This is a genomic window from Helicobacter pylori oki112 (assembly GCF_000600085.1).
GTDB lineage: Bacteria > Campylobacterota > Campylobacteria > Campylobacterales > Helicobacteraceae > Helicobacter > Helicobacter pylori_CY.
The window spans coordinates 131,634-158,369 of the sequence record NZ_CP006821.1 but is presented as its reverse complement, the minus strand read 5'-3'; the positions used below and the strand labels follow the sequence as shown (position 1 = coordinate 158,369).

22 protein-coding genes, 1 tRNA gene and 2 pseudogenes are annotated in these 26,736 nt (G+C 39.1%); 17 read left to right on the top strand and 8 right to left on the bottom strand.

All coding sequences use genetic code 11. From position 1 onward, the window contains the following. Nucleotides 1-94: 94 nt before the first annotated feature. A complete protein-coding gene (gene tlpB / locus HPOKI112_RS00760) occupies nucleotides 95-1,792 on the top strand; it encodes a methyl-accepting chemotaxis protein TlpB (protein WP_025309575.1) in 1,698 nt (565 codons plus the stop codon). A gap of 30 nt (nucleotides 1,793-1,822) precedes the next feature. Beyond that, complete coding sequence (locus tag HPOKI112_RS00755) at nucleotides 1,823-2,581, top strand: glycosyltransferase family 2 protein (protein ID WP_038418606.1); 759 nt, start codon at nucleotides 1,823-1,825, stop codon at nucleotides 2,579-2,581. Nucleotides 2,582-2,588: 7 nt separating this feature from the next. Here the strand turns inward: HPOKI112_RS00755 and HPOKI112_RS00750 are convergent, their stop codons facing one another. The 3 genes from HPOKI112_RS00750 to tlpA form a co-directional block, all read right to left on the bottom strand. After that, nucleotides 2,589-3,350 carry an outer membrane beta-barrel protein gene (locus HPOKI112_RS00750; protein WP_025309574.1) on the bottom strand — a complete coding sequence of 254 codons (762 nt, stop codon included), beginning with the start codon at nucleotides 3,348-3,350 and terminating at the stop codon, nucleotides 2,589-2,591. A 118-nt stretch (nucleotides 3,351-3,468) separates the two neighbouring features. Further along, nucleotides 3,469-4,575, bottom strand: coding sequence for an epoxyqueuosine reductase QueH (locus HPOKI112_RS00745; protein ID WP_025309573.1), 1,107 nt, complete (start codon nucleotides 4,573-4,575; stop codon nucleotides 3,469-3,471). Beyond that, on the bottom strand, nucleotides 4,575-6,602 hold the full coding sequence (tlpA, locus tag HPOKI112_RS00740; protein WP_025309572.1) for a methyl-accepting chemotaxis protein TlpA: 2,028 nt from the start codon (nucleotides 6,600-6,602) through the stop codon (nucleotides 4,575-4,577). The genes HPOKI112_RS00745 and tlpA overlap by 1 nt, the downstream gene beginning before the upstream one ends. 194 nt (nucleotides 6,603-6,796) lie before the next feature. Here tlpA and thrC point away from each other — a divergent pair, with 194 nt between their 5' ends. Both thrC and HPOKI112_RS00730 read left to right on the top strand, forming a co-directional pair. Beyond that, entirely contained in the window at nucleotides 6,797-8,257 is a 1,461-nt protein-coding gene (thrC, locus tag HPOKI112_RS00735) for a threonine synthase (RefSeq protein WP_025276608.1), read from the top strand. 106 nt (nucleotides 8,258-8,363) lie between these two features. Then, a complete protein-coding gene (locus HPOKI112_RS00730; RefSeq protein ID WP_025309571.1) occupies nucleotides 8,364-9,077 on the top strand; it encodes a hypothetical protein in 714 nt (237 codons plus the stop codon). Between the two features lie 350 nt (nucleotides 9,078-9,427). Here HPOKI112_RS00730 and HPOKI112_RS00725 read toward each other — a convergent pair whose 3' ends face one another. Further along, the gene (locus HPOKI112_RS00725) at nucleotides 9,428-10,372 is read right to left on the bottom strand and encodes a D-2-hydroxyacid dehydrogenase (RefSeq protein ID WP_025309570.1); all 945 of its coding nucleotides are present in this window, start codon (nucleotides 10,370-10,372) and stop codon (nucleotides 9,428-9,430) included. Nucleotides 10,373-10,441: 69 nt separating this feature from the next. Between HPOKI112_RS00725 and HPOKI112_RS00720 the strand changes: the two genes are divergently transcribed. From HPOKI112_RS00720 to futC1, 3 genes and pseudogenes are all read left to right on the top strand, one after another. Next, nucleotides 10,442-10,972: a hypothetical protein gene (locus HPOKI112_RS00720; protein ID WP_025309569.1), complete on the top strand. Its 531-nt coding sequence runs from the start codon at nucleotides 10,442-10,444 to the stop codon at nucleotides 10,970-10,972. A 98-nt stretch (nucleotides 10,973-11,070) separates the two neighbouring features. Continuing rightward, nucleotides 11,071-11,525: pseudogene (locus HPOKI112_RS00715) on the top strand (O-fucosyltransferase family protein). Continuing rightward, entirely contained in the window at nucleotides 11,522-11,962 is a 441-nt protein-coding gene (gene futC1, locus HPOKI112_RS00710) for an alpha-(1,2)-fucosyltransferase FutC1 (protein WP_025309567.1), read from the top strand. Before HPOKI112_RS00715 ends, futC1 begins: the two are co-directional and overlap by 4 nt. Nucleotides 11,963-11,983: 21 nt before the next feature. Here the strand turns inward: futC1 and HPOKI112_RS00705 are convergent, their stop codons facing one another. The 3 genes from HPOKI112_RS00705 to HPOKI112_RS00695 all read right to left on the bottom strand — a co-directional run bounded on the left by HPOKI112_RS00705 (nucleotide 11,984) and on the right by HPOKI112_RS00695 (nucleotide 14,142). Next, a complete protein-coding gene (locus HPOKI112_RS00705) occupies nucleotides 11,984-12,805 on the bottom strand; it encodes a DNA-methyltransferase (protein WP_025309566.1) in 822 nt (273 codons plus the stop codon). A gap of 3 nt (nucleotides 12,806-12,808) precedes the next feature. Further along, entirely contained in the window at nucleotides 12,809-13,834 is a 1,026-nt protein-coding gene (locus HPOKI112_RS00700; protein ID WP_025275521.1) for an HTH domain-containing protein, read from the bottom strand. Between the two features lie 216 nt (nucleotides 13,835-14,050). Beyond that, a tRNA-Ser gene (locus HPOKI112_RS00695) sits at nucleotides 14,051-14,142 on the bottom strand. Nucleotides 14,143-14,271: 129 nt separating this feature from the next. On the opposite strand from HPOKI112_RS00695, the pseudogene fabD reads away from it, so the two are divergent. The 10 genes and pseudogenes from fabD (at nucleotide 14,272) to tlpC (ending at nucleotide 24,448) form a co-directional block, all read left to right on the top strand. Beyond that, nucleotides 14,272-15,202, top strand: a pseudogene (gene fabD, locus HPOKI112_RS00690) (ACP S-malonyltransferase). A gap of 10 nt (nucleotides 15,203-15,212) precedes the next feature. Next, the gene (locus tag HPOKI112_RS00685; RefSeq protein ID WP_025309565.1) at nucleotides 15,213-15,908 is read left to right on the top strand and encodes a 5'-methylthioadenosine/adenosylhomocysteine nucleosidase; all 696 of its coding nucleotides are present in this window, start codon (nucleotides 15,213-15,215) and stop codon (nucleotides 15,906-15,908) included. Nucleotides 15,909-16,105: 197 nt separating this feature from the next. Then, nucleotides 16,106-18,175 carry an RNA polymerase sigma factor RpoD gene (rpoD, locus tag HPOKI112_RS00680; RefSeq protein ID WP_162471592.1) on the top strand — a complete coding sequence of 690 codons (2,070 nt, stop codon included), beginning with the start codon at nucleotides 16,106-16,108 and terminating at the stop codon, nucleotides 18,173-18,175. A 20-nt stretch (nucleotides 18,176-18,195) separates the two neighbouring features. Beyond that, nucleotides 18,196-19,569 (top strand): C40 family peptidase, encoded by a 1,374-nt coding sequence (locus HPOKI112_RS00675; RefSeq protein ID WP_025309563.1) that lies wholly within the window; start codon nucleotides 18,196-18,198, stop codon nucleotides 19,567-19,569. A gap of 53 nt (nucleotides 19,570-19,622) precedes the next feature. Further along, a complete protein-coding gene (locus HPOKI112_RS00670; RefSeq protein ID WP_025276598.1) occupies nucleotides 19,623-20,975 on the top strand; it encodes an FAD-dependent oxidoreductase in 1,353 nt (450 codons plus the stop codon). A 6-nt stretch (nucleotides 20,976-20,981) separates the two neighbouring features. Then, the gene (locus HPOKI112_RS00665) at nucleotides 20,982-21,170 is read left to right on the top strand and encodes a DUF5408 family protein (protein ID WP_001178804.1); all 189 of its coding nucleotides are present in this window, start codon (nucleotides 20,982-20,984) and stop codon (nucleotides 21,168-21,170) included. A 291-nt stretch (nucleotides 21,171-21,461) separates the two neighbouring features. Then, entirely contained in the window at nucleotides 21,462-21,887 is a 426-nt protein-coding gene (gene rplM / locus HPOKI112_RS00660; protein ID WP_000167675.1) for a 50S ribosomal protein L13, read from the top strand. Further along, on the top strand, nucleotides 21,884-22,273 hold the full coding sequence (gene rpsI, locus HPOKI112_RS00655; RefSeq protein ID WP_001227269.1) for a 30S ribosomal protein S9: 390 nt from the start codon (nucleotides 21,884-21,886) through the stop codon (nucleotides 22,271-22,273). The genes rplM and rpsI overlap by 4 nt, the downstream gene beginning before the upstream one ends. Continuing rightward, nucleotides 22,227-22,430, top strand: coding sequence for a hypothetical protein (locus HPOKI112_RS08400; protein WP_025287755.1), 204 nt, complete (start codon nucleotides 22,227-22,229; stop codon nucleotides 22,428-22,430). Before rpsI ends, HPOKI112_RS08400 begins: the two co-directional genes overlap by 47 nt. After that, complete coding sequence (gene tlpC / locus HPOKI112_RS00645; protein WP_025309562.1) at nucleotides 22,427-24,448, top strand: methyl-accepting chemotaxis protein TlpC; 2,022 nt, start codon at nucleotides 22,427-22,429, stop codon at nucleotides 24,446-24,448. The genes HPOKI112_RS08400 and tlpC overlap by 4 nt, the downstream gene beginning before the upstream one ends. 404 nt (nucleotides 24,449-24,852) lie before the next feature. Here tlpC and HPOKI112_RS00640 read toward each other — a convergent pair whose 3' ends face one another. Then, on the bottom strand, nucleotides 24,853-26,610 hold the full coding sequence (locus tag HPOKI112_RS00640) for a hypothetical protein (RefSeq protein ID WP_025275514.1): 1,758 nt from the start codon (nucleotides 26,608-26,610) through the stop codon (nucleotides 24,853-24,855). Between the last annotated feature and the right edge of the window lie 126 nt (nucleotides 26,611-26,736).

The window sequence follows — 26,736 nt, the reverse complement described above, 5'->3', positions numbered from 1 at the left end:
TTTGTTTTGCGCCCCTCATTTTTCGGGGGGGGGGGCATTTAGAAGCTGAATCCTAAAATTAGGGTTTGACTTAAAAATGATTGATAGGAGATGAATGGTGTTTTTTTCAATGTTTTCTTCGTTGGGGACTCGTATTATGTTTGTCGTGTTAGCCGCTCTTTTAGGTTTAGGGGGGCTTTTTATTGGTTTTGTAAAGGTTATGCAAAAAGATGTGTTAACGCAACTCATGGAGCATTTAGAAACTGGGCAATACAAAAAGCGTGAAAAAACGCTCGCTTACATGACAGAAATTATTGAACAGGGCATTCATGAGTATTACAAAAGTTTTGATAACGCTACTGCAAGAAAAATGGCGTTGGATTATTTTAAACGCATTAACGACGATAAGGGCATGATTTATATGGTGGTGGTGGATAAAAACGGGGTGGTGCTGTTTGATCCGGTCAATCCTAAAACCGTAGGCCAATCAGGGCTTGACGCTCAGAGCGTTGATGGGGTGTATTATGTTAGGGGGTATTTGGAAGCGGCTAAAAAAGGGGGAGGTTACACTTATTATAAAATGCCTAAATACGATGGAGGCGTGCCGGAGAAAAAATTCGCCTACTCGCATTATGATGAGGTGTCTCAAATGGTGATCGCAACGACTTCTTATTACACTGACATTAACACAGAAAATAAGACGATTAAAGAAGGCGTAAATAAGGTTTTTAATGAAAACACCACGAAATTATTCCTTTGGATACTGACAGCGACAATAGCGTTAGTGGTTTTGACGCTCATATACGCTAAATTAAGGATCGTGAAACGCATTGACGAACTGGTTTTTAAAATCAACGCTTTCAGCCATGGGGATAAGGATTTGAGGGCCAAAATTGATGTGGGTGATCGCAACGATGAAATCTCGCAAGTGGGTCGTGGGGTCAATTTGTTTGTGGAAAACGCCCGCTTGATTATGGAAGAGATTAAAGGGATTTCCACCCTCAATAAAACTTCAATGGATAAATTAATCCAAATCACGCAAGAAACCCAAAAGAGCATGAAAAATTCATCAACCACCCTAAATTCCGTAAAAAATAAAGCCACTGATATAGCGGGCATGATGAATGCTTCCATAGAGCAGTCTCAAGGGTTAAGGAAGCGTTTGATTGAAACGCAAGCGTTTGTCAAAGAGAGCAAGGATGCGATTGTGGATTTATTTTCTCAAATCACAGAGAGCGTGCACACTGAAGAGGAACTCTCTAGCCAAGTGGAGCAACTCAGCCGTAACGCTGATGATGTCAAATCCATTTTGGATATTATCAATGATATTGCCGATCAAACCAATCTTTTAGCCCTAAATGCGGCTATTGAAGCTGCAAGAGCCGGCGAGCATGGCAGAGGCTTTGCGGTGGTGGCTGATGAGGTTAGGAATTTAGCCGGGCGCACTCAAAAGTCTTTAGCCGAAATCAATTCCACTATCATGGTGATTGTCCAAGAAATCAATGCCGTAAGCTCGCAAATGAACCTCAATTCGCAAAAAATGGAGCGCTTGAGCGATATGAGTAAAAGCGTGCAAGAAACTTACGAAAAAATGAGTTCTAATTTAAGCTCAGTCGTGTCAGACAGCAATCAAAGCATGGACGATTACGCCAAATCCGGACACCAAATTGAAGCTATGGTAAGCGATTTTGTAGAAGTGGAAAAAGTGGCTTCTAAGACTTTAGCCGATTCTTCAGATATTTTAAACATCGTTACGCATGTGAGCGAAACGGCCATGAATTTAGACAAACAAGTGAATTTATTTAAAACTTAATTGGGGGGAGTTTATTAAAAAAGGGTTGGCTTGTTAAAAGTTTCTGTGATCACGGCGTGTTTTAACAGCGAAAAAACCATTGAAGACACCATTCTTTCTGTGCTTAATCAAACTTATAAAAACATTGAATACATCATTATAGATGGGGCTAGCACGGATGGCACTTTAGAAATCATTCAAAAATACAGAGATAAAATCGCTTGCGCAATAAGTGAAAAAGATAAGGGCATTTATGATGCTATGAATAAAGGCATAAAGCGTTCTAGTGGGGATATTATCGCTTTATTGAATAGCGATGATTTTTACAAAGATGAGTTTGTGGTAGAAAAAGTGGTGCATGAGTTTGAAAACAAAAATTGCGATAGCGTGTATGCGGATCTGGTGTTTGTCAAACCTGATTGCTTGGAAAAAGTGGTCCGTTATTATGAAAGCGGGGAGTTTAACCCTAAAACCTTGCTTTATGGCGTGGTGCCAGCGCACCCCACGCTTTTTGTCAAAAAAGCCATTTATGAACGCTATGGGCTTTACAAAACCGATTATAAGATTTCAGCGGATTTTGAGATGATCATCCGCTTGTTTGTGGTGCAAAAAATAAGCTTTTCTTATTTGAAAGAAGTGTTAGTCATCATGCGCACCGGTGGGGTTAGCGCAAGGGGGTTTAAAAGCCTTTTATTAAGGAATAAAGAAAATTTGAGAGCGTGCCAGGAAAACGGCATTCGAGCGAATGTTTTTTCCATGCTTTTAAAATACCCCAGAAAGATCATGGGCTTATTTAAAAGGGGGATCTAAAGGGAGTTTAAAACGAAACGATTAAAGAAAGATTAGCGTTAAATCGTGGTTTGAATCTTTCTTGATGGTTATTGTAGGTGTAAAAAACATTCCTCACTAAAGGCATTTCAATCCCAAATTGCAAGGACAAATAGCCGATAAAATCCACGATAAAACCAAAGCGCAAAGGGGCTTGAAAAAAGGTTTTCTTGGTTCTAGGAATGATTGTTGTGATAGCACCGGATTTAATCGTATCCACTAATAACACCCCTTGCTCTAAAGCGATTCCTAAATAACTCCTAAAACGATAGGTTTTTCTATCCACAAAAATCCAAGAAAAATCTAACGCGCCTCCGTAATTTTGCACCATTAGGATTTGAGGCTGAGAGAGCGAAACGGAATGGAAATAGTTATAGACGCTAAAGATTCTAAAACCGACTTTAGGGTGGTTTCTTAAAAAATGCTCCAAGCCCGTAGCGGTGTTAAACCCTATGCTATTTGCCGTAAGAGTCAAGTTTTGGTTAGTGGTTGAATAAGCGGCTTGCGAATAGTTGTATCCAAAAATAAAGAAAAACTTAAGGCTTTTTTCTAAAGCCCTTTTTAAGATTTGCTGGTTTTTGTCTAGGATTTGCTGTTTTTCATTGTTTTTATCAAGGGTTAGGGGTTTAGGTTTGTCGTCTTCATTCTTGTTTTTAAAATTCTCTAAGAATTGAGACCAAGTGATTTCTTTAGCTTCTAAAAAGAGTGGATTCAACGATAAAAAGAGATAAACACTAAATAGAGTTTTCAAATACAGCCTTAAACTTTTTACGGCTATTGTGCCTAATTATCTTAAATTAACTTTAAATTACTTGCATGTTTTTACCATAACCCCCACCCACGCACAACGCTATATTTTAAAATTTAGCTTAGAGCAAATAAAACACCTTTTCTTCTTGAAAAATGCTTTTAATTTCTACAAAAAGGGTTTTTTCTGTGCGTTCTTCTAGCACGATAATAGGGTTAATACTCTCGCTCCCGCTCACTAACGCCCTTAAAGACAACTCTTCTTCATAATTTAAGGGGTTAAGGTTTAACTCTTTTAAATTATCATAGTTTTTCGCCATAAGGGTATTAAGGCCTTCTAAAGTTAAAAACAAGGTTTCATCTCTTTGGCTATAACCCACTAGCACGCTTAAACGCTGAGAAAAAACCCACCTTAAATCGTTAATCCTAACCTTAGCCTTACTTTTAGAGCGCGCTAGAATGCAGCAACTCAAGGGGTTTGAATTTTTAGAAAGCCACACGCCCCCATTCAATAAGCGGTAAGTTGCGATCGTTTTTTGGGCTAAAAAAGGCTTATTAGCACCCTTTTTAGCCGCTTCTAGTCCTCTAAAAACTTGCGTTCTTTCTTCAATACTTGCGGGTAAAATCTGGCGTTTTAAAGGCGAGCAAAGCTCAAAGGGGCTTCTGTTTTGGGATTCTTTTTGGATTTTTAAAGCGAATTGGCAACCGCAATAATTTTGCCTATAAAGCTCGTTTTCTCTCGCCAAAGCTTGCAAGTTTAAATCCAACTCGCTCTTAAAATGTTCAAAATTATCGTTTCTGAACACAACAAATTCCAAATTGTGCTTTTGCGCGATGTGTTGTCCCTTAGCGATGAGCTGGTTAGGGTCTTTTTTAGGGCTTGTGAGTAAGGTGGTGGTGAATTTTTCTTCCCCTAATTCAAAGGCTTTCAACGCGCTCGCTTCTAAGCGTAAGTCAAAGCACTCAAAACAGCGCTCGCTTTTTTCCCCTAACAATTCCTTACCCTTAGCTTTATCTAAAAATTTTTCTAATTCATAATCGCCCTCAAGCAATTCAATTTCTAGCATCTCGCAAGTGCGTTTCACGTCTTCTAAACGCAACAAGTATTCGCTATAAGGGTGGATATTGGGGTTATAAAAAAACCCTATTATTTTTTCACCCACAAAAGCCTCTTTAGCCTTTTTTAAAAAATAGAGGTTATCCACTGAGCAACAAATATGAATGAGCATTAAAACTGCTTTTTATTCACATCTTCTAAAATATCGTTAGAGACTTTGTCAATTTCTTGACTGATCTCTAAAGAATCGCTAGCGATTTTTAGATTGCCCTCAGTAACTGATCTTAAGGCTTCAATAGAAGCGTTGATTTCTTCCACTTCTTTAACCTGGTTTTTAATGCTTTCGCTCGTGTCTGAAATGCTTTGAACTAAAATATTGATATTGGCTTCAATCTCGCTGAGCGATTTTTGCGTCCTTTCAGCGAGCTTTCTCACCTCATCAGCCACCACCGCAAAGCCTCTGCCATGCTCGCCGGCCCTTGCGGCTTCAATAGCGGCGTTTAGGGCTAATAGATTCGTTTGATCAGCGATGTCTCTGATGATTTCTACAATGCTTTTAATGTCTTGCCCTTGTTCAATCATGGCTTCACTTTGAGAGCTCACGCCTTGAATGGAAGTGGTGATATTCTCTATCGTTTTAGAAGTTTCCATCAAGCTTTTGTGTTGGGAGTTTGAAGCCTTTTCTAAATTTTGCACGCATTCTTTTAAATTCGCGCTATCGTTCGCTAAATCTTTGGCAAAATTAGACGAAGTTTCTAGCATTTTTTGGATTTCTTGCCCTAAAGCGTTAGTAACCAATTCCACCCTACCCGAAGCGTTTTGGATTCGGCCTCTAAAATCCAAACCAGAATAGCTTTCAAAGATTTTGAAAATGCTTGGCATGTGAGTCCCTACGCTTTCTTGCAAATAATCCATGATCCCATTTAGCGCATCTCTCAATTCTTTCAAATCAGGGCTTGCGGGATCAGCTGTGATGCGCACCGCAAAATTCCCTGCTTTCACGTCTGAAACCACTTTAATGGTGTCTTGGACGGCTTGCCTGTCTTCTTGCATGGTTTTTTGGGTTTGCAAGATATTTTTATTGATCGCTGTTTGCATGCGGCCTAATTCGTCATTAGATTTCGCTTCAATCAATTTAATACCGCTAGAATGGGTTTGATTGTTCAATAATTTAAAGAAATGAGACAAGGTGCTAGAAACGACTTCCAAACGATTGCTCACGATCGCTCGCATGAGTAAAGTGATCGCTATAATCAAGGCTAACACCATGATAGCGCTCGCTATGATCACCACAAAACGCACCGATCCCACTTGCTCATAAACCTTGTCTTTTTCAATGATTAAAGCGATCATCCAATTAAGATTGTCTTTACTTTCTGTTTTGCCTAGCATTTTAAAGGTTTCAACGGCTAAGAAATTTTCCTTATGGCTAAAGGGATCTAAGTATTCTAAAGTCGCTTTAGAGCCGTTTTCTAAAATAGCCATCACTTCATTAGTGGCTTTAGGCACGCTCTTATAAATTTCGGCGATAGATTTGTCTTGCAAACTCTTATTCGCGCTCAAAAGCACTTTACCTTTAACGCCAATTAAAAATAAATCGCTCCTGTTTTTAGTGATTTCATTACTGAAGCTGTCAATGGAAATAAAAACCATCAAAGCCCCTACAACCTCTTGAGCGTTCTCATTCAATAAAGGTAAAAGAATATCAACCCCATAAACTTCCGCCCCATTAGGCATTTTCCTATAATAAGGCAAGCTTTTAGAAATTTCTTTATTTTTCATCGCTTTTTGCACTAAAGGGTTATTCCCTAATGACGGATTTTCCATTAATTTAATCGTATCGTTATCTCTTAAAAGTGTTAATCTTAAATCTTCTCTGTTTTTAAAAAACATGCTCACCCCAGCGACATGCGAATTGGCTAAAATGAAGTTTTTTAACAAGTGGATTTTGATTTCTCTCTTGGTGTCTTTAGGGAGCATTTCTTTGACAATGCCCATGCTCGTATAGGTGTTTTCCAAAACCCCTTGCACTTCCTTAACCTTAAAATGCAAACTATCTTGCATAGAACGCAAGGCGTTTTCTTTTAAAATCTCTTTCACCCTGCTGTTTAAGGACACCCCTAAAATGCTCACGCACACGATCACAATCAACGCCACCCACAATATGATTTTATTACCGATACTCAAACCTTTAGACAAAACACAACCTTACTCTGATGAAATTTTTTGCCCATTTGCGGCAAAATTTTAAACCGCATTATAGTATTATAAGCATAAATCCAAAATTAAACTGGATTAAAAAGGCGATCAATCATTCTCATTAAAAAACCATTTAAGGTTGCATTCGCTCTTTTAGGGTATGCTACGGCTAAAAATTATGGTAAGGAAGAATAATGCCTTTTGTCCCCACGCGTTCTTTGAAAGAAAAAAAGATTGATTTTATTGAAGCAATATTAAACCCCAACGCCCCCAAAGGCGGGCTTTACACTTTAGAGCATTTTGAAACATTAGAATGGCAAGATTGTTTGAATCTGAGCTATAACGAGCTGGTAGAATGCGTGTTTGAACGATTGGGATTAGAGATTCCTAAAGGTTTATTGACAGACGCTTTAAAACGCTATGAAAATTTTGATAACCCTAAAAATCCAGCCCCTATTTTTGCGCTCAATGAAAGGCTTTTTGTCCAAGAGCTCTACCATGGGCCTAGTTTGGCGTTTAAAGACATGGCGTTACAGCCTTTAGCGAGCTTGTTTTCTAATCTAGCGGTAGGAAAAAATGAAAAGTATTTAATGCTCGTTTCTACAAGTGGGGATACCGGCCCTGCGACTTTAGAAAGTTTGGCGGGCATGCCTAATGTTTTTGTGGTGTGTTTATACCCCAAAGACGGCACAAGTTTAGTCCAAAAGCTCCAAATGGTAACCCAAAGCGCTAGCAATTTAAAGGTCTTTGGGATCAGTGGGGATTTTGATGATGCGCAAAACGCGCTCAAAAACCTTTTAAAAGACGATGATTTTAACGAGGCTTTAAAAGCGCGCCAATTAAAATTAAGCGTGGCTAATTCCGTGAATTTTGGGCGCATCGCTTTTCAAATCGTCTATCATATTTGGGGCTTTTTGGAATTGTATAAAAAAGGCGCGATCAATTCTAAAGAAAAAATCACCCTAGCCATACCTAGCGGTAATTTTGGGAACGCTTTAGGGGCGTTTTATGCCAAAAAAATGGGCTTGAATATCGCTAAAATCAAGGTGGTAACCAACAGCAACGATGTTTTAAGGGAGTTTATAGAGACAGGGCGTTACGATTTAACCCACCGCTCTTTAAAGCAAACCTACTCGCCGGCTATGGATATTTTAAAAAGCTCTAATGTGGAAAGGGTGCTTTTTAGCCTTTTTGGGTTTGAACGCACGCTAGAATTGATGCAAGCTTTAGAAGAAGAGAAATTTTATGCCTTAAAGCCTAAAGAATTAGCCCTTTTACAGGAGCATTTTTCTTGCACGAGCTGCTCAGATGAAGCTTGTTTGAAAACGATCCAAGAAGTTTATGCAGAGCACCAATACCTGATTGACCCCCACACCGCCACCGCTTTAAACGCCAGCTTGAAAACCCACGAAAAAACCCTTGTTTCTGCCACCGCCTCTTATGAAAAATTCCCTAGAACCACCCTTTTAGCCCTAAACGAGCAAAAGAAAAACGATAACGATAAAGCCGCCCTAGAAACGCTTAAAAACAGCTACAATACCCCGGATAGCCAACGCCTTGATGATTTATTTGAAAGAGGAATCAAGCACCAAGAAGTTTTAAAACTCAATGAGATCAAATCTTCTATTCTTTTGTGGCTAGAAAGCCTACATTAAATCTTTTTTAAGCCCTTATTCCTAATAAAATCTTAATTTTAAGTCAAACTACACTATAATAAGGAAATTCTAAACGAAGATTAAACTTTGAATGAAAGGGATTTTGATGAAAAAAATCATTTTAGTAGCGATAGCCTTACTGATAAGTGGTTGTGCGAGTTATAAGATCACGCCTGAACATGTTACTTCCTATAATAATGGGATTCAAGTGATGACCTCCACGCAAGCCAAGTCTAAAGTCCAGCTAGAAATCGCTCAAAGCAAATTGAAAGGTTTGAATGAATCCCCCTTAGTGCTGTATGTAGCGGCGCAAGTTATAGAGGGAAATCCTGTGGTGTTTAGCCGTAAAGCCATTTCGGTGTCTATCAACCAAACGAATTTACCGGTCTTAAGCTTGAGACAGGTGATGAAATCCAGTTTTGATTTTGAGGGCATTTTACAAAGCTTTAATATCAGCGTGCCGACCGCTCCTATTGATAATATCAATATGATCACCCCGCCTATGTTTTATTACGGGCAAGGGAGTTTTTTAGCTTATAACGGCATGATGTATGGGGGAATGGGCTTGTATGGGCCAGGCTTTGGCATGATGATGATGGATGATGTAGAAGAGCAAGAAATCATGCAAGAAAGCCGCCAAGCTTTAAAAATCCTAGCAATCAATTACCTTAAAAACAACACCCTTAATGTTGAAGGTAAAGCTAAGGGAGGGTTTGTGGTAGTGGATACCAAAAACCTTAAAACCCCGGGTGTGGTGGTGGTTAAAGTCTTTTTAGAAGATGAAATCCACACCTTTAAAATTGATATTTCTAAGATGTAATCATCCCCTTAAAGCCTTTGGGTAATCCACCTAAAGGTTTTTTCTTAATTTGGTTAAAAATCATTAAACCTTACTCCATTGTTTAGGTTTTATCCCACTAACGCGAAAAAACTCTGTCCTTTAGGGTGCAAGATGTTCGCACATAGCCGTTAGACTAAAATAGGTTAAAATCCCCCTAGTCTTTTATAGGGTAGGAAATATCCATGCAGACTATAAAGAGCCTTTCGTGTTAGCATTCAATGTTTTAGTTAGGAAGTCTCTTTCTTTAGAAAGGGGTGGGTTTCACTTTATGGCAAAAAGAGAGAAAAGCGGAGAGAAAAGCCCAACAATTAAACCCCCTTTTTTTGCGTTTATTTTTGAGAAGCTAAAAAATCCTGGATATTTTCCTTAGTTTTTTCTACTAAGGTTTTCAAGCTGTCGCTATACGCCCATGCGATATGGGGGGTTAAAAGCAATTTATTTTGGATCTTTGGGTTCAAAAACGCATGATCTTTTTCAAAAGGCTCTTTCACAAACACATCGCTTGCATAATACAAATCTTTGGTTTCTAAAATTTCAGCCAGATCCTTTTCATTCACAATGCCCCCACGCCCCACATTGATTAAAATCGCCCCGTCTTTTAGGCTTTGCAATTCCTTTAGAGCGATTAAATCGTGCGTGCTTTCATTTAAGGGGACATGAATGCTGATAATATCGCTTGTTGTGAGCAGATCTTTCAAACTCAAGCGCTCATACTCTTCTTTTTTATCTTTAGGGGAATAATACACCACCTTTGCCCCGAAAGCTTGAGCGAGCTTGGCGACTCTTTTACCAATAGTCCCTAAACCAATAACCCCCCATTGACTCCCCTTAATAAGCCCCATTTTAATACCGCTAATGTGCGTAAAAATATCGCTTTGACTATATTCCCCGCTTTTGCAATAATGATCGTAATCATTAATCCTCCCCAACAAAGACAATGCGCACGCTAAAGTGTGCTGGGCTACGGATTCTGTAGAATAAGCGCTCACATTTTTGACTTCTATGCCTAAAGCTTTCGCGCTTTTTATATCCACATTATCCGTGCCTGTAGCGGTGATGCAAATGAGTTTGAGTTTAGGCAATTGGCTTAAAATTTCGTTAGTGATAACGACTTTATTCAGCACTACAATCTCAGCCTCTTTGCAGTGCTCAACCACCTGATTAGGCGAAGTGATCTCATAAAAATCAAAATCCGCCACTTCTTTTAAAACTTCTAGCGCCTTTAACCCCACGCTTTTAGCGTCTAAGACCACGCCTTTTTTGAATGTTTCCATCTCTTTACTCCTAGAATTAGTTTTAAAGTTATATAATTAAACCACAAAATCCTTTAAAAGAAACTAAGCATGCCAAAATCCAAGAAAAACACCCTCCCCTGTAGCCTTTCTATCAAAATGTCTTATTTCATGCGCCTTCTCATTAAATGGCGCACCCGCTCTTTAAGCCATAGAATGATGACTCTGATTCAAATCTTAAGCATTCTGGCTTTAGCGAGCAAGGCCAGTGAAGATTTAGAAGAGCAACTCAAAAAAATCAAAGATTACATTTATAGAACCCTAAACGCTAAAATCGCCTCTGATGTGTATAACCGGGTGCTTATTTTAGTGAATGAATATTGCACTAATGAAGAATTGTTTGATAAAGAGAGCGTTAAAATTTCAGATTTACTCATTCAAGACATTCAGCTTTACGCTTTAGTGGATGAAATGCTTAAAGAAGATAAGTACCAAGTCCAGCACACCATTTTAAAAGGCATCATCAAGCGCAAATACGATGAAGCCTACTCGCTCAATAGCGAAGACAGGATTCTTTTAGAATACCAGGAACGCTTGCTAGAACCCTCATACGCATCTTTTTCAAATAAAAAATTCAAATGATTTGAAAGCGTTACTTGCCCCACTTTTTAGGTTTTTATTGAAAAAGGGCTATAAAATGAGCTAAAATTAGCGTTTCATTTGACAAATAAAGGGATTGAATGGCTTTTAAGGTGGTGCAAATTTGCGGGGGGCTTGGGAATCAAATGTTTCAATACGCTTTTGCTAAAAGTTTGCAAAAACACCTTAATACGCCTGTGCTGTTAGATATTACTTCTTTTGATGGGAGTAATAGGAAAATGCAATTAGAACTTTTCCCTATTGATTTGCCCTATGCGAGCGCGAAAGAAATCGCTATAGCTAAAATGCAACACCTCCCCAAGTTAGTAAGAGACGCGCTCAAATGCATGGGATTTGATAGGGTGAGTCAAGAAATCGTTTTTGAATACGAGCCTGAATTACTAAAGCCAAGCCGCTTGACTTATTTTTTTGGCTATTTCCAAGATCCACGATATTTTGACGCTATATCCCCTTTAATCAAGCAAACCTTCACTTTACCCCCCCCCAGAAAATAATAAAAAAAAAGAGGAAGAATACCACCGCAAGCTTTCTTTGATTTTAGCCGCTAAAAACAGCGTGTTTGTGCATATAAGAAGAGGGGATTATGTGGGGATTGGCTGTCAACTTGGTATTGATTATCAAAAAAAGGCGCTTGAGTATATGGTAAAGTGCGTGCCAAACATGGAGCTTTTTGTGTTTTGCGAAGACTTAGAATTCACGCAAAACCTTGATCTGGGCTACCCTTTTATAGACATGACCACTAGGGATAAAGAAGAAGAGGCGTATTGGGATATGCTGCTCATGCAATCTTGTCAGCATGGCATTATCGCTAATAGCACTTATAGTTGGTGGGCGGCTTATTTGATAAAAAATCCAGAAAAAATCATTATTGGCCCCAAACACTGGCTTTTTGGGCATGAAAATATCCTTTGTAAGGAATGGGTGAAAATAGAATCCCATTTTGAGGTAAAATCCCAAAAGTATAACGCTTAAAACGGCTTAAAAAGGGGCTTACTACAGATTTAAATCTTTGATTTTAGATCGGATTTCTTTAAAGCGAGCGTCTAATTCTAATTTCCTGTCCATTGATATTTTGACAAACTCGCTTTCTTTTTCTATGCCGATAAATTGCCTCTTCAAAAGATTAGCCGCAATGCCTGTGGTAGAGCTCCCGCTAAAAGGATCGCCAATGAGGGAATTTTCACCGCTCGCCATTAAAAGCAAGCGCACCAATAAAGCGAGGGGTTTTTGAGTGGGGTGCTTGCCATGAGTTTTTTCCCAAGGAGCGATCGCTGGGAAGCTCCACACATCGCGCATTTGTTTGTCGTTATTGATCTTTTTTAAAATCTCATAGTTAAAAACATGCTTATGCTTGCGGCTTTTTCTCGCCCAAATGATTTGCTCAGCTGAATGCGTCAAATAACGGCAGCTAAAATTGGGGGGAGGGTTGGTTTTTTGCCAGGTGATGAGGTTTAAGATCTTAAAATCCAATTTTTGTAAAAGGCGCCCCAAAGAAAAGATATTGTGGTAAGTCCCACTGATTAAAAGGCTTCCTGTGTTTTTTAAAGCCTTTTTGGCGTTGTTTATCCACTGGTAATTGAACTCATCAATATCATTAACGCTCTCTTCTTTATCCCAATCGCCTTTATTGACGCTCACGATTTTACCGCTCTGTATGCTTAAGCCGTCATTAGAAAGGAAATAAGGCGGATCGGCAAAAATCAAATCAAACTGGTTTTCAAATTGAGGCAAAACCTCATTGCAATCCCCTTGATAAAGGGTGAAAAGCTGGTCTTGGCTTTTAAAAATGGGACAAGAAAGATAAGGTGCTCCCATTTTTTATTCTGCTTCAATGCCTTTATCATTTTTAATGTCTTTATCTTTAATGTGTTTTTGAATGTGTTTTTGCATTGCTTCATCACCAAGCACTTCATCAAAAAAATTCTCCATATCCACTGCCGTATCAAGTCCTTTTTCAATTTGCTTGTTAATCTTTTCCATAAAAGGCTTAAAATCCTTCGGACTTTGTTCTACAAGCATGTTAAGTGTGGGTATATCAATCTCTCTTTCTTTAGCTGGCAACAAGATTTTGGAGTTTGAAATCTCAGATTCTAGCTTGATAACCCCTATACCAAAGCTTTGGTTGAGCCGCCTTAATTCGCCCAAAACTTTATCTTCAATCTCTTCAAAAACCACCAAATACCCCTCATTAGCCCAAGTAGAATTGCTCACCGCTTGGAAATAGCTTTCTTTCAGATTGGAAAAATTAATCCTAATTTTAAGCTCAAAGGAAAAAAGCTTGTGTCTTTTTTGACCGGTATGGTGTAAAAATTTCAAAGTTTCTTCTTTATATCCATTGTAGGGAAAATATTTATTATAGGGAAAATACACGCCCACGATGTCAGGATAATTCCACTTGCATTCACCCCCTTTACTTTTTTTACAATCTTCATGGTAGATGGTTTTGCATAGGAGCTTGAAATTTGGATCTTTGTCAAGGAATTTCACAAGTAGTGGGTGTAAATCCCTTTCATCAAAAGAGGTTTTTTGTTTTTTGGCTGTGCCTGAACACTCGATCTGTTCATCATCTTCGGCGTTTGAGGTTTCTTGTGGTGGAAATTCTCTTTCACGAGATTTGAGCCAATAGAAAAAGGCTCCTCCCTCTTTGCGTGCAACATAGAATTGCTTCTTATCGTTAGAAATATCGTGCTCACCAAGCTGACTTCCAAGACTATGAGGAAGTATTTTTCCGTCCTTGCATTCTTTATCCAATCCCATTTCACAAGCTTTCTCAAAAATTTCTTTAACGCTCAAAGGTCTCTCTGCTTGTTCTAAAACTTTTTTACCTAATTCTCTGTAAGTCATGTTCTTTCTTTTTTGTGGTTATGAGCAGAAACGATTATACTCAAAATGTTTGAAAATACCGCAACCCTTATAGGGTTTAGGCTGGGTGTCTCTCTTCACCCAACCTAAAATTTGTATTTGTAAAATCTGTAAAAGGAGTGTCGTAAAAGGAATGCTTAGAAACTATGGTGTCTCGTTAATACATTCTAAACAAAAAGTTTTTAAAGGCAAAAAGGCTGGCGGACAGGGAGGGATTCGAACCCTCGGTAACCTTGACGGCTACGCATCCTTAGCAGGGATGTGGTTTCAGCCAACTCACCCACCTGTCCTTCAAGAAGTAGAATTATAGTAAAAATAAGTTAAAATAAACCTTAAACTTTAATGGTTTCTAAACAAAACTAAGGGCTTTTATATTACAATCTCAAACTATGGATTAATAAAATTTAAAGGATAACACCATGCAATACGCGCTATTATTTCCAGGGCAAGGCTCGCAATGTATAGGAATGGGAAAATCATTCTATGAAAGCCACGCCCTAGCTAAAGAATTGTTTGAAAGGGCTTCTAACGCGCTTAAAGTGGATATGAAAAAAACGCTTTTTGAAGAAAACGAGCTTTTAAAAGAGAGCGCTTACACCCAGCCTGCCATTTACTTAGTGAGCTATATCGCTTACCAATTGCTCAACAAACAAGTGAATGGAGGGTTAAAACCCGTTTTTGCTTTAGGGCATTCGCTCGGCGAAGTGAGCGCGGTGTCTTTGAGCGGGGCGTTGGATTTTGAAAAAGCCCTTAAACTCACGCACCAAAGAGGCAAAATGATGCAAGAAGCGTGCGCGAATAAAGACGCTTCCATGATGGTCGTTTTGGGCGTTTCTGAAGAAAGCCTTTTGAGTTTGTGTCAAAGAACCAAAAACGTGTGGTGCGCAAATTTCAATGGCGGCATGCAAGTGGTTTTAGCTGGGATTAAAGACGATTTGAAAGCTCTAGAGCCGACTTTAAAGGAAATGGGGGCTAAAAGGGTGGTTTTTTTTAGAAATGAGCGTGGCGAGCCATTGCCCTTTTTTAGAGCCTATGACTTTTAAATTCCAGGAATTGCTAGAAAAAAGCCTGAAAGATAAATTCCATTTTGAAATCATCTCCAATGCGACTAACGAAGCGTATCACAACAAAGCAAAAGCCGTTGAATTATTGAGCTTGCAACTCACTCAGCCGGTGCGTTATCAAGACTGCGTGAAATCCAATAATGACCGAGTGGATGTCTTTTTTGAATTAGGCTGTGGGAGTGTGTTAAAGGGGCTTAACAAGCGATTGAGCAACAAGCCCACCATAAGTGTTGGGGATAATAAAGGGCTTGATGAAGCGATTGAATTTTTAGAAGAATACGTGTGATTGGGAGAAAATGGTGCAAAAAATTGGCATTTTAGGGGCGATGAGAGAAGAAATAACCCCTATTTTAGAATTGTTTGGCGTGGATTTTGAAGAGATCCCTTTAGGGGAGAATGTTTTCCATAAAGGCGTTTATCGTAACAAGGAAATCATTGTCGCTTATAGCAAGATTGGCAAGGTGCATTCCACTTTAACCACAACGAGCATGATTTTAGCGTTTGGCGTTCAAAAGGTGCTTTTTAGCGGGGTGGCTGGAAGCTTAGTCAAAGACTTAAAAATCAATGATTTGTTAGTGGCTATTCAATTAGTCCAGCATGATGTGGATTTGAGCGCGTTTAACCACCCTTTAGGGTTCATCCCAGAAAGCGCGATTTTTATTGAAACGAGCGAAAGTTTAAACGCTTTGGCTAAAAAAGTCGCTAATGAGCAACACATCGCACTCAAAGAAGGTATCATCGCATCAGGCGATCAGTTTGTCCATAGCAAAGAAAGGAAAGAGTTTTTAGTTAGCGAGTTTAAAGCGAGCGCGGTGGAAATGGAGGGGGCGAGCGTGGCGTTTGTGTGCCAAAAATTTGGCGTGCCATGCTGCGTGCTAAGGAGTATTAGCGATAACGCTGATGAGGAAGCTGGCATGAGCTTTGATGCGTTTTTAGAAAAAAGCGCTCAAACTTCAGCGAAATTCTTAAAAAGCATGGTGGATAAGCTTTAGGGTTTGTTTTTATAGAGTTATGGAATGGAGTGGTGGAATGTAAAAAAGCTTTTTAGTATTTTTTACATTTTTGTGATGAATATTTAATAAAGTGGGGAAAAATTCCAATAATATAATTAGAATTTAAGCTATTTTTTAGTAAAATAACAAAGGATTAGGTGTATCTTATCTTATGGATCTAGCTTTTGATTGAAAGCATGGGTTCTTATTTTATGGAGTGTCCAATGAAAAAGAAAGCTAACGAAGAAAAAGCCCCCAAAAGAGCTAAACAGGAAGCCAAAGCAGAAGCCACACAAGAAGCCACACAAGAAAATAAAACTAAGGAAAACAATAAAGCCAAAGAGAGCAAAATTAAAGAAAATAAAACCAAAGAAAACAAAATCAAAGAAGCTAAAGCGAAAGAACCCGTTCCTGTTAAAAAGCTTAGTTTTAATGAAGCGTTAGAAGAATTGTTCGCTAATTCCTTAAGCGATTGCGTTTCTTATGAGTCCATCATTCAAATCAGCACGAAAGTCCCCATTCTAGCCCAAGTCAAAAAAATCAAAGAGTTGTGCCAAAAATACCAAAAGAAATTGGTCAGCTCTTCAGAATACGCTAAAAAACTCAATGCGATTGACAAGATTAAAAAAACTGAAGAAAAGCAAAAAGTTTTAGATGAAGAATTAGAAGATGGCTATGACTTTTTGAAAGAAAAGGATTTTTTAGAGTGGAGCAGAAGCGATAGCCCAGTGCGCATGTATTTGCGTGAAATGGGGGATATAAAACTTTTAAGCAAAGATGAAGAGATTGAATTGAGCAAGCAAATCCGCTTGGGTGAAGACATTATTTTAGACGCGATTTGCTCGGTGCCGTATTTGATTGATTTTATCTATGCGTATAAAGACGCTTTAATCAATCGTGAACGAAGGGTTAAGGAGCTTTTCAGGAGCTTTGATGATGACGATGAAAATAGCGTGAGCGATTCTAAAAAAGATGACGACAGCGAAGAAGATGAAGAAAACGAAGAAAGGAAAAAAGTCGTTTCCGAAAAAGACAAGAAGCGCGTAGAAAAGGTTCAAGAAAGCTTTAAAGCCCTAGACAAGGCTAAAAAAGAATGGCTTAAAGCCCTTGAAGCCCCCATAGATGAAAAAGAAGACGAGTTAGTGCGTTCATTGACCCTAGCTTACAAACGCCAAACGCTCAAAGACAGACTCTATGATTTAGAGCCTACCAGCAAACTGATCAATGAATTAGTCAAAACGATGGAGACCACTTTAAAAAGTGGCGATGGGTTTGAAAAAGAGTTGAAACGCTTGGAATATAAGCTACCCTTATTCAATGATGTTTTGATCGCTAACCATAAAAAAATTCTCGCTAATATCACTAACATGACTAAAGAAGATATTATCGCTCAAGTGCCAGAAGCGACTATGGTGAGCGTGTATATGGATCTCAAAAAACTCTTTTTGACTAAAGAAGCGAGCGAAGAAGGCTTTGATTTAGCCCCTAACAAGCTAAAAGAAATTTTAGAGCAAATCAAAAGAGGGAAATTGATTTCCGATCGCGCTAAAAACAAAATGGCTAAATCCAATTTAAGGTTGGTGGTGAGCATCGCTAAACGATTCACAAGTAGAGGCTTACCCTTCTTGGATTTGATTCAAGAGGGTAATATCGGCTTGATGAAAGCGGTGGATAAGTTTGAGCATGAAAAGGGCTTCAAGTTTTCTACCTATGCGACCTGGTGGATCAAGCAAGCTATCAGCAGAGCCATAGCCGATCAAGCCCGCACTATCCGCATCCCCATTCACATGATTGACACGATTAATCGCATCAATAAAGTCATGCGCAAACACATTCAAGAAACCGGCAAAGAGCCTGATTTAGAAGTGGTGGCTGAAGAAGTGGGGCTTTCGTTAGATAAAGTGAAGAATGTGATTAAGGTTACTAAAGAGCCTATCAGTTTGGAAACCCCAGTCGGCAATGATGATGACGGCAAATTTGGGGATTTCGTGGAAGATAAAAATATCGTTAGCTCCATTGATCACATCATGCGAGAAGATTTAAAAGCCCAAATTGAAAGCGTTTTGGATCAGTTGAATGAGCGAGAAAAAGCGGTGATCCGCATGCGTTTTGGGCTTTTAGACGATGAAAGCGATCGCACTTTAGAAGAAATCGGCAAGGAATTGAATGTTACTAGAGAAAGGGTGCGCCAGATTGAAAGCTCTGCGATTAAAAAATTGAGAAGCCCGCAATACGGGCGCATTTTAAGAAACTATTTGCGCATTTGATGTTAAGGTTCCTCTAAAACATGCGTTATTTTCTTGTAGTTTTCTTGTTTTTGTTTGTGGGTTGCATGAAAAAGGATTTCACGCTCAAAGATTTATCCTTGCCCCAAGAGACTTCAAGCTATCTTGCAAACTCTCAAAATGGCAGTCATAATAACCAAAGCATTGACCCCCAAGCGTTAAGAGAAAATCTAAAAGAGAGCTATCTCAAAGCGTGGTATTCCCCATGGCTAGATATGAAAGTCAAAAGCAATAAAAAAGAAGTGTTTTGGATCCTTAAGGAGATGAATAAATCCACCGGTTATGGCGAAGATCTAAAACCCAACGCAAAAGCTTTCAATGATGAGCTTATTAAAAGCATGGATATTGAGCATTACCCGAGCACTAAGATTAAGGCTGTTGTGGTGCGAGATAGCGATGTGAGGGCTGTGCCTACTAACAAGCCTTATTACCTTTCTCAAAAAGGCTATCCTTTTGATAGGTATCAAAATTCGCTGATTTTTCAAGGCACGCCGGTTTTAATCACGCATTTTAATCTAGATAAAACTTACGCCCATATTCAAAGCAGTTTTGTTTATGGCTGGATTAAAGTTAGCGATTTAGCCTACATGCGCGATAAAGACATAGAGCTTTTAACCAAGCTTAAAAGTTATGTCATGCCTATAAAAGATAAAATCCCCCTTTATACAGACTATGGGGATTTTTACACCGATGCTAGGGTGGGCGAATTGTTCGCTCTCATCCCCCAAAGTCAAAAAACACCTGAAAAACCCCCAAAAAAGGAATTGAAAGCCTATGGTTTTTTGAGGGACGCTAAGGGCTATGCGACTTTACAAAGCGTGATCTTAGAAGAAAAGGATTTTTTTGTTTTCCCTAAGGCTTTTAACAGCGAGAACATGGCGTATTTTATAGACACCATGTTAGGGCAAAAATACGGCTGGGGAGGGCTATTAGGTAATAGGGATTGCTCGGCTTTCACTAGGGATAGTTTTGCTAATTTTGGCATTTTGCTCCCCAGAAATTCCTACGCGCAAAGCCGTTACGCGAACAATTATGTGGATTTAAGCTCCATGAAAGCTAAAGAAAAAGAAGATTACATCCTTAAAAGCGCCACGCCTTTTGGAACGCTCATCTATTTAAAAGGGCACATCATGCTCTATTTAGGTGCACACAACCATCAAGCGATAGTCGCTCACAGCATTTGGTCGGTGCAAACCCAAAAGCATTTTAAAACCTTGAGTCATAAAATAGGGGGCGTGGTGATCACTTCATTATGGTTAGCAGAAGAACATAATGGGGCGTTTTCTAAAAAGAAATTATTGATTGATAGGGTGCTTGGAATGAGCGATTTGAAAGATTTTGTCAATAAAACTTCAAACCCTTTGAATGCGAATTGATTTTCTTATACTATGATTACGATTTATCAATTTAAAACATTTGGAGAAAGACAATGAGTATGGAATTTGATGCTGTTATTATTGGAGGTGGGGTTTCAGGGTGCGCGACCTTTTATACTTTGAGCGAATATAGCTCTTTAAAACGCGTGGCTATCGTGGAAAAATGCTCTAAATTAGCTCAAATCAGCTCCAGCGCTAAGGCTAATTCACAAACCATTCATGATGGCTCTATTGAAACGAATTACACTCCTGAAAAAGCTAAAAAAGTGCGTTTGAGTGCTTATAAAACCAGACAATACGCACTCAATAAAGGCTTGCAAAATGAAGTGATTTTTGAAACCCAGAAAATGGCTATAGGCGTGGGCGATGAAGAATGCGAGTTCATGAAAAAGCGCTACGAATCCTTTAAAGAAATCTTTGTGGGGTTAGAAGAATTTGACAAGCAAAAGATTAAAGAATTAGAGCCTAATGTGATTTTAGGGGCTAATGGCATAGACAGGCATGAAAACATTGTCGGGCATGGGTATAGGAAGGATTGGAGCACCATGAATTTTGCGAAGTTGAGTGAAAACTTCGTTGAAGAAGCCCTAAAATTAAGGCCTAACAACCAGGTGTTTTTGAATTTCAAAGTGAAAAAGATTGAAAAACGCAACGACACTTACGCCGTAATTTCAGAAGACGCTGAAGAAGTGTATGCTAAATTCGTGCTGGTCAATGCTGGCTCTTACGCTTTGCCTTTGGCTCAGAGCATGGGCTATGGCCTGGATTTAGGGTGCTTGCCTGTGGCGGGTAGCTTTTATTTTGTGCCGGATTTATTAAGAGGCAAGGTTTATACCGTTCAAAACCCCAAACTCCCTTTTGCAGCCGTGCATGGCGACCCTGATGCCGTCATTAAAGGAAAAACACGAATCGGGCCTACCGCTTTAACGATGCCTAAATTAGAGCGCAACAAATGCTGGCTTAAGGGCATTAGCTTGGAATTGTTGAAAATGGATTTGAATAAAGATGTGTTTAAAATCGCGTTTGATTTGATGAGCGATAAAGAAATCCGTAATTATGTGTTTAAAAACATGGTTTTTGAATTGCCCATTATCGGTAAAAGGAAATTTTTAAAAGACGCTCAAAAAATCATCCCCTCTCTTAGTCTAGAAGATTTAGAATACGCTCATGGTTTTGGCGAAGTGCGCCCGCAGGTTTTAGACAGAACCAAGCGAAAACTGGAATTAGGCGAAAAAAAGATTTGCACCCATAAAGGCATCACTTTTAACATGACCCCTTCTCCAGGCGCGACGAGTTGCTTGCAAAACGCCCTTGTGGATTCCCAAGAAATCGTTGCGTATTTGGGCGAGAGCTTTGCATTAGAACGCTTTTATAAAGATTTATCCCCAGAAGAATTGGAAAATTAAAAACGCATGCAAAACGAACAAGAAGCCCGAGAAATCGCTAAAAAAGCCGTTCAAATCGTGTTTTTTTTAGGGCTTGTGGTGGTGCTTTTGATGATGATAAACCTTTACATGCTCATCAATCAAATCAATGCGAGCGCTAAAATGAGCCAACAAATCAAAAAGATAGAAGAAAGGCTTAACCAAAAGCAAAAATAAAGGCTTTTTGGTATTTTTACGATCAAATAGTAAAAAGCTTGGTTTTTAATCAGGCGGTGATTTTTTAAGCGGTCTTTTGGGGTTAGGGGGTTTTTAGTTGGGGATTGTAGGGGAGAGTTATTGTAAAATGCCCCCCTATCCCTTTAAGGAAATGGGTTTTACAATAAAATCAAAAGCAGTCAAACAAATTTTTTAAAAACCCTATTTTTAAACTTTAAACTTTCCTTAAATTCAGCAATATTTAAGCTTATTTCCTTATAATGGGTGCTTTAATTTTATCAAAGGATTCTCATGACAAAGACTGCTAAAGTCAATGACATCGTTCGTGATTGGGTCGTTTTAGACGCCAAAGACAAAGTTTTTGGCCGCTTGATCACTGAAATCGCTGTGCTTTTAAGAGGCAAACACCGCCCTTTTTACACCCCTAATGTGGATTGCGGGGATTTTGTGGTGGTTATCAACGCTAATAAGGTTAAATTTTCAGGCATGAAATTAGAGGATAAAGAGTATTTCACCCATTCAGGCTATTTTGGCAGTACTAAGAGCAAAACTCTCCAAGAAATGCTAGAAAAAACCCCCGAAAAGCTCTACCACTTAGCCGTTAGGGGCATGCTCCCTAAAACGAAATTAGGGAAAGCGATGATTAAAAAACTCAAAGTTTATCGTGATGATAAGCACCCTCACACCGCACAAACTAGCAAAAAGGACGCTAAATGAGAAAAATCTATGCTACCGGTAAAAGAAAAACCGCTATCGCTAAAGTGTGGCTCACTCCGGGTAAAGGCGAATTGAGTATCAATGAGCAGAGCCTGAATCAATGGTTGGGCGGGCATGAAGCCATTAAAATGAAAGTCATGCAGCCCTTGCTTTTAACCAAACAAGAGCAATCTGTGGATATTAAAGCGGTGGTTTTTGGTGGGGGCTACTCAGCACAAGCGGAAGCTTTAAGGCATGGCATTTCTAAGGCTTTGAACGCTTATGATATTGCTTTTAGAGCCATTTTAAAACCTAAGGGCTTGCTCACTAGGGATTCAAGGGTGGTTGAACGCAAAAAATATGGTAAAAGAAAGGCTAGAAGAAGCCCGCAATTCTCCAAAAGGTAATTTTTATTTCTTTTTGCCTCTCCTTTGGGGGAGCTTTGGAGGGCTTTGGCTCTCTTTTATTTTCTGCTTTTTTGTCCTCTCTTGTTTTATTAAAATTTCAATATTAATGTATAATAATCATTCTCTATCAATAGTTTTAAAAGGGCAAAGGGAATGAAATCTGCAAGAATTGGTTCTAAAATCGTCATGATGGTATGTGCGGTTGTCATTGCGATTAGTGCTGTTATGGGCGTTATTATCAGCTACAAGGTTGAAAGCGTGTTGCAAAGCCAAGCCACAGAATTGCTGCAAAAAAAGGCTCGATTAGTCAGTTTTAAGATTCAAAGCATCATGAAACGCATTTTTATTGGCGCTAACACCCTTGAAAAATTTTTAAGCGATGAAAATAGCGCTATCAACGACACTCTAAAAAAGCGCATGCTCTCTGAGTTTTTGCTGGCAAACCCTCATGTGTTATTGATTAGTGCGATTTATGCGAATAATAATGAACGAATTATCACTGCTATGAATTTAGATTCAAAAATCGCCTACCCTAATACCGCACTCAATGAAACCATGACCAATCAAATCCGTTCGCTCAAAAATATAACCCGTTCAGATCCCTATTATAAAGAGGTTAATGGCGATAAAATCTATGGCATGGATATTACCCTCCCCCTAATGGGTAAGAATCAAAATGTGATAGGCGCACTGAATTTCTTTTTAAACATTGACGCTTTTTATACAGATGTGGTAGGCAAGAAAAAGAGCAACACCTTTTTAATGGGGAAAGACGGCAGGATTTTAATCAACCCTAATCATGAGATCCAAGATAAAATCTTAAGCACCATCAATCCGGATAGAAGAGTCGCTAAGGCTGTGGAGTATTACGATCAAAACGAAGCGGGCACTTTGAGCTACCATTCATTGAGCGGGAATACAGAAACCTTTTTAGCCATACAGCCCTTTGATCTTTTTGAAGAAAAAGGGAATAACGGCAATCATTGGCGTTGGGCAATCGGAAAATATGTCAATAAATCTTTAGTCTTTAAAGAAGCGACAAACACCAAATTCATTATCATCACCACTTTGATTTTAGGCGTGCTGGTGTTAGCCTTTTTAGTCTTTATCATCATTTCTAATCTCATAACCAAACGCATCAGTAGGGTCAATAACACCCTAAACGATTTTTTCAACTTGCTTAATAACCCCAAAAATAACCATGCCATAAGCCTAACGCCTCCAAGCGCTTATGATGAAATCGGGCAAATGCAAGCTTCCATTAATGAAAATATCCTTAAAACCCAAGAAAGCATTCAAGCCGATAACAAAGCCATTCAAAACAGCATTGAAGTAACAAATTATGTGGAAAATGGGGATTTCACGCAAGAAATCGCATGCGTGCCTAAAAATAAAGATTTGCAAGCTTTAAGAAATACGATTAATAGCATTATCCAGTATTTCCGCAACCAAATTGGCGCCAATATTGAATCCCTAAATAACGCTCTAGAGCATTATAAAAACCTGGATTTCACCCACCACATCCAAAATCCTAAAGCCAACATGGAAAAAGCGCTCAACACTTTAGGGCAAGAAATTTCTAGCATGCTTAAAGCTTCTTTAGGGTTTGCGAACGCGCTCAATCATGAATCCAAAGATTTAAAAACTTGCGTGGATAACTTAACCAAAACCGCTCACAAACAAGAAAGGAGCCTGAAAAACACCACTCAATCCTTAGAAGAAATCACTAATATTATCACAACCATTGATTCTAAAAGCCAAGAGATGATCTCTCAAGGCGAAGACATTAAAAGCGTGGTGGATATGATTAGAGACATCGCTGATCAAACGAATCTATTAGCCCTAAACGCTGCTATTGAAGCCGCACGGGCTGGTGAGCATGGCAGAGGCTTTGCGGTGGTGGCTGATGAAGTGAGGAAACTCGCTGAAAGGACGCAAAAATCGCTCAGCGAGATTGAAGCCAATATTAATATTTTAGTTCAAAGCATTGCCGATAACGCCGAGTCTATCAAAATGCAAAACAAGGGCGTAGAAAACATCCACAACTCCATTAACGCCTTGCAACAAGATGTGCAGGATAATTTGACTATCGCTAATTATTCTTTACAAGTCAGCACTAAAATTGATGGGATCTCCCAAGATATTTTAGAAGATGTGAGCAAGAAGAAATTTTAATTTCTGCTTTTAATTTTGAGCGTCTAAAATGTGGAACCGCCCCCTTTTTCTAAAGCAAGGAGCTTCCTAACTAAAGCATTCCATTGAATGCTAACACGAAAGGCTTTGTTCCTTAAAGCCTGCATGGGCATTTTCTAGCCTAAAAAGACTAGAGGTATTTTGTCATCTTTTAGCTTAAATATAGCCTAACGGCTATGCACTTGCATTTTGCACCCTAAAGGACGGAGTTTTTTGCGTTCAGTTTGATAAAAAGCTTTGGCTGGATTTTAAAAAGCGTTCTTAAGGGGAGTTGGTTGGGGGTTAAAGGGGTATTCATCGCCAAAGTATCCCCCTATCCCCCTTAAAAGAATTATAAATAAAAATATTAAGTTTTGGCTATCACTCTTTGATGTTGGGGTTTAATCTCAATTCCCCATATCGCCCATATCCCCCATGTCTCCCATGTCGCCACCCATATCGTCGTTCATATCCCCCATATCGCCCATATCATCGTTGCCATTACCCATGTCATCGTTCATATCGTTGGCGTTGTTCATGTCATCGCCCATGTCGTTGCCGTTGCTCATGTCGTCATTAGCGTTACCCATATCATCGTTGCCATTGTTCATGTTGCTCATATCATCGGTGTTACCGGTATCGGTGTTGCCAGTGTCCGTATTGCCGGTATCGGTGTTGTTCATATCGCCGGTATTGTTGCCGCTAGCATCTTTATCATCAGTGGGGGTGTCGTTTGCGTTGCCGGTGTCAGTGGTGTTAGTATCCATGTGATCATCGTTGGTGGCGTTATTAGGGTTTATGAGTGCATTACCCCCTTGATCTTTGCTGTCATTTGCATGGGTGTTGGCCATGTTGCTAGTAGGCGTTTGTTGTGCAGGTTGTTGCATAGGGTTATTCATCGCATCATTCAAATCATCTCTATCATCGCCATCAATTTTCAAACTCCCATCTAAATAATTCCCCACCACATCGCTGCTATGGCTTAATTGTTGCACGCTGTCTAGGGCTTTATCCACTTGAGCTTGTTGCTCGCTTGAAAGCCCTTTTTGATCTTTTAAGTCATTGTCTAGTTGGTTGAGATTGTTGTCTAATTTGTCTCTCACTCCCATAGCTTTATTCACAAGCGCATCAATCTTATTAGGACTCGCCCCATCTTGCTTCATTTCTTTGATTTGCCCCACCAAATGGTTAAGCTCTTTGGCTTGAGAAGTTATCGCATCCACGCTTTTAGTGGGCATGGCTTTAGTGTGGAAAAGCGAATTGTCTTTGAGCATGCGGCTGTTGTCTAAATTGACTAAAGCACTATTCAAGCGGTTGGTTTGAATGCCTTTGCTGAATTTGGGATCACGATAAAAGCTCATGAGATTTGCTTGTTGTAAGGATTTATCGTCTTTATCGTCTTTGTCATCATCAGTAGGCGTATCAAGTTGGTCAGTAGAAGCGTCATGGTCTAAAATCTCTTCTTGATCGAGCGCATACATGTAATTTTCTAACATCAAGTAATCTTGAACTTGCATCATGAAAAACATGTTAGGGTAGAAACCATACATGCCATCATAAAAGTCATAAAAATCATACATGCCCATGCCATACATGCCATACATACCCATTCCATACATGCCATACATACCATAATAAGGGCTATAGTAAGAGTTGTAATAGTTGTTGCTCCTGTAATAAGGGCTTTGAGCCTTTTCATTCTCTTGTTGTTTTTTAAGATACGCCCCTACCACGCTCAAATCAGCGAGCATCTTTTGAGCCGTTTTTTGATCTTTTAAAGAAATCCCTAAGGGGATATAAATACCGGTGCGGTAACTATAAAAAGAATCCCTAGCGATGATTTTAAGGCAATATTTCAAATTCTTTTGCAATTTTAGGGCTTGCCTTAAATGTGCATGCGCTCTTAAATTCCCCAATATACCGGAGTTAAAACGCATTTTTTCCACTAACGCGCTGAATTTTTTCGCATCGCCATTAGCCGCATTGATATAGTTTAAAGCCGTAGCCCCCCACTCTTTGGTGCTGCTTTTATAACCCCCAAAATTCACTATTTTTGGCGTTAATTCCCCTTTTAATTGCGAATCTTTTAAGTCAAACAACGCCCTATTCACGCTGATAGCGTTTAAACTGAGTGTCATTATAAAAAGTATTTTTATAGCTTTCATTGATAACCTTAAAAAATATCTCTTGCGAGCATTATAGACTATTTTTAGAAATCAAAATGGCTTTTGAAAACAAGCCAAAGTAAAAAATCAAATCCCAAAACAAAAGGTTCTGTTTTAAGCGCTTCT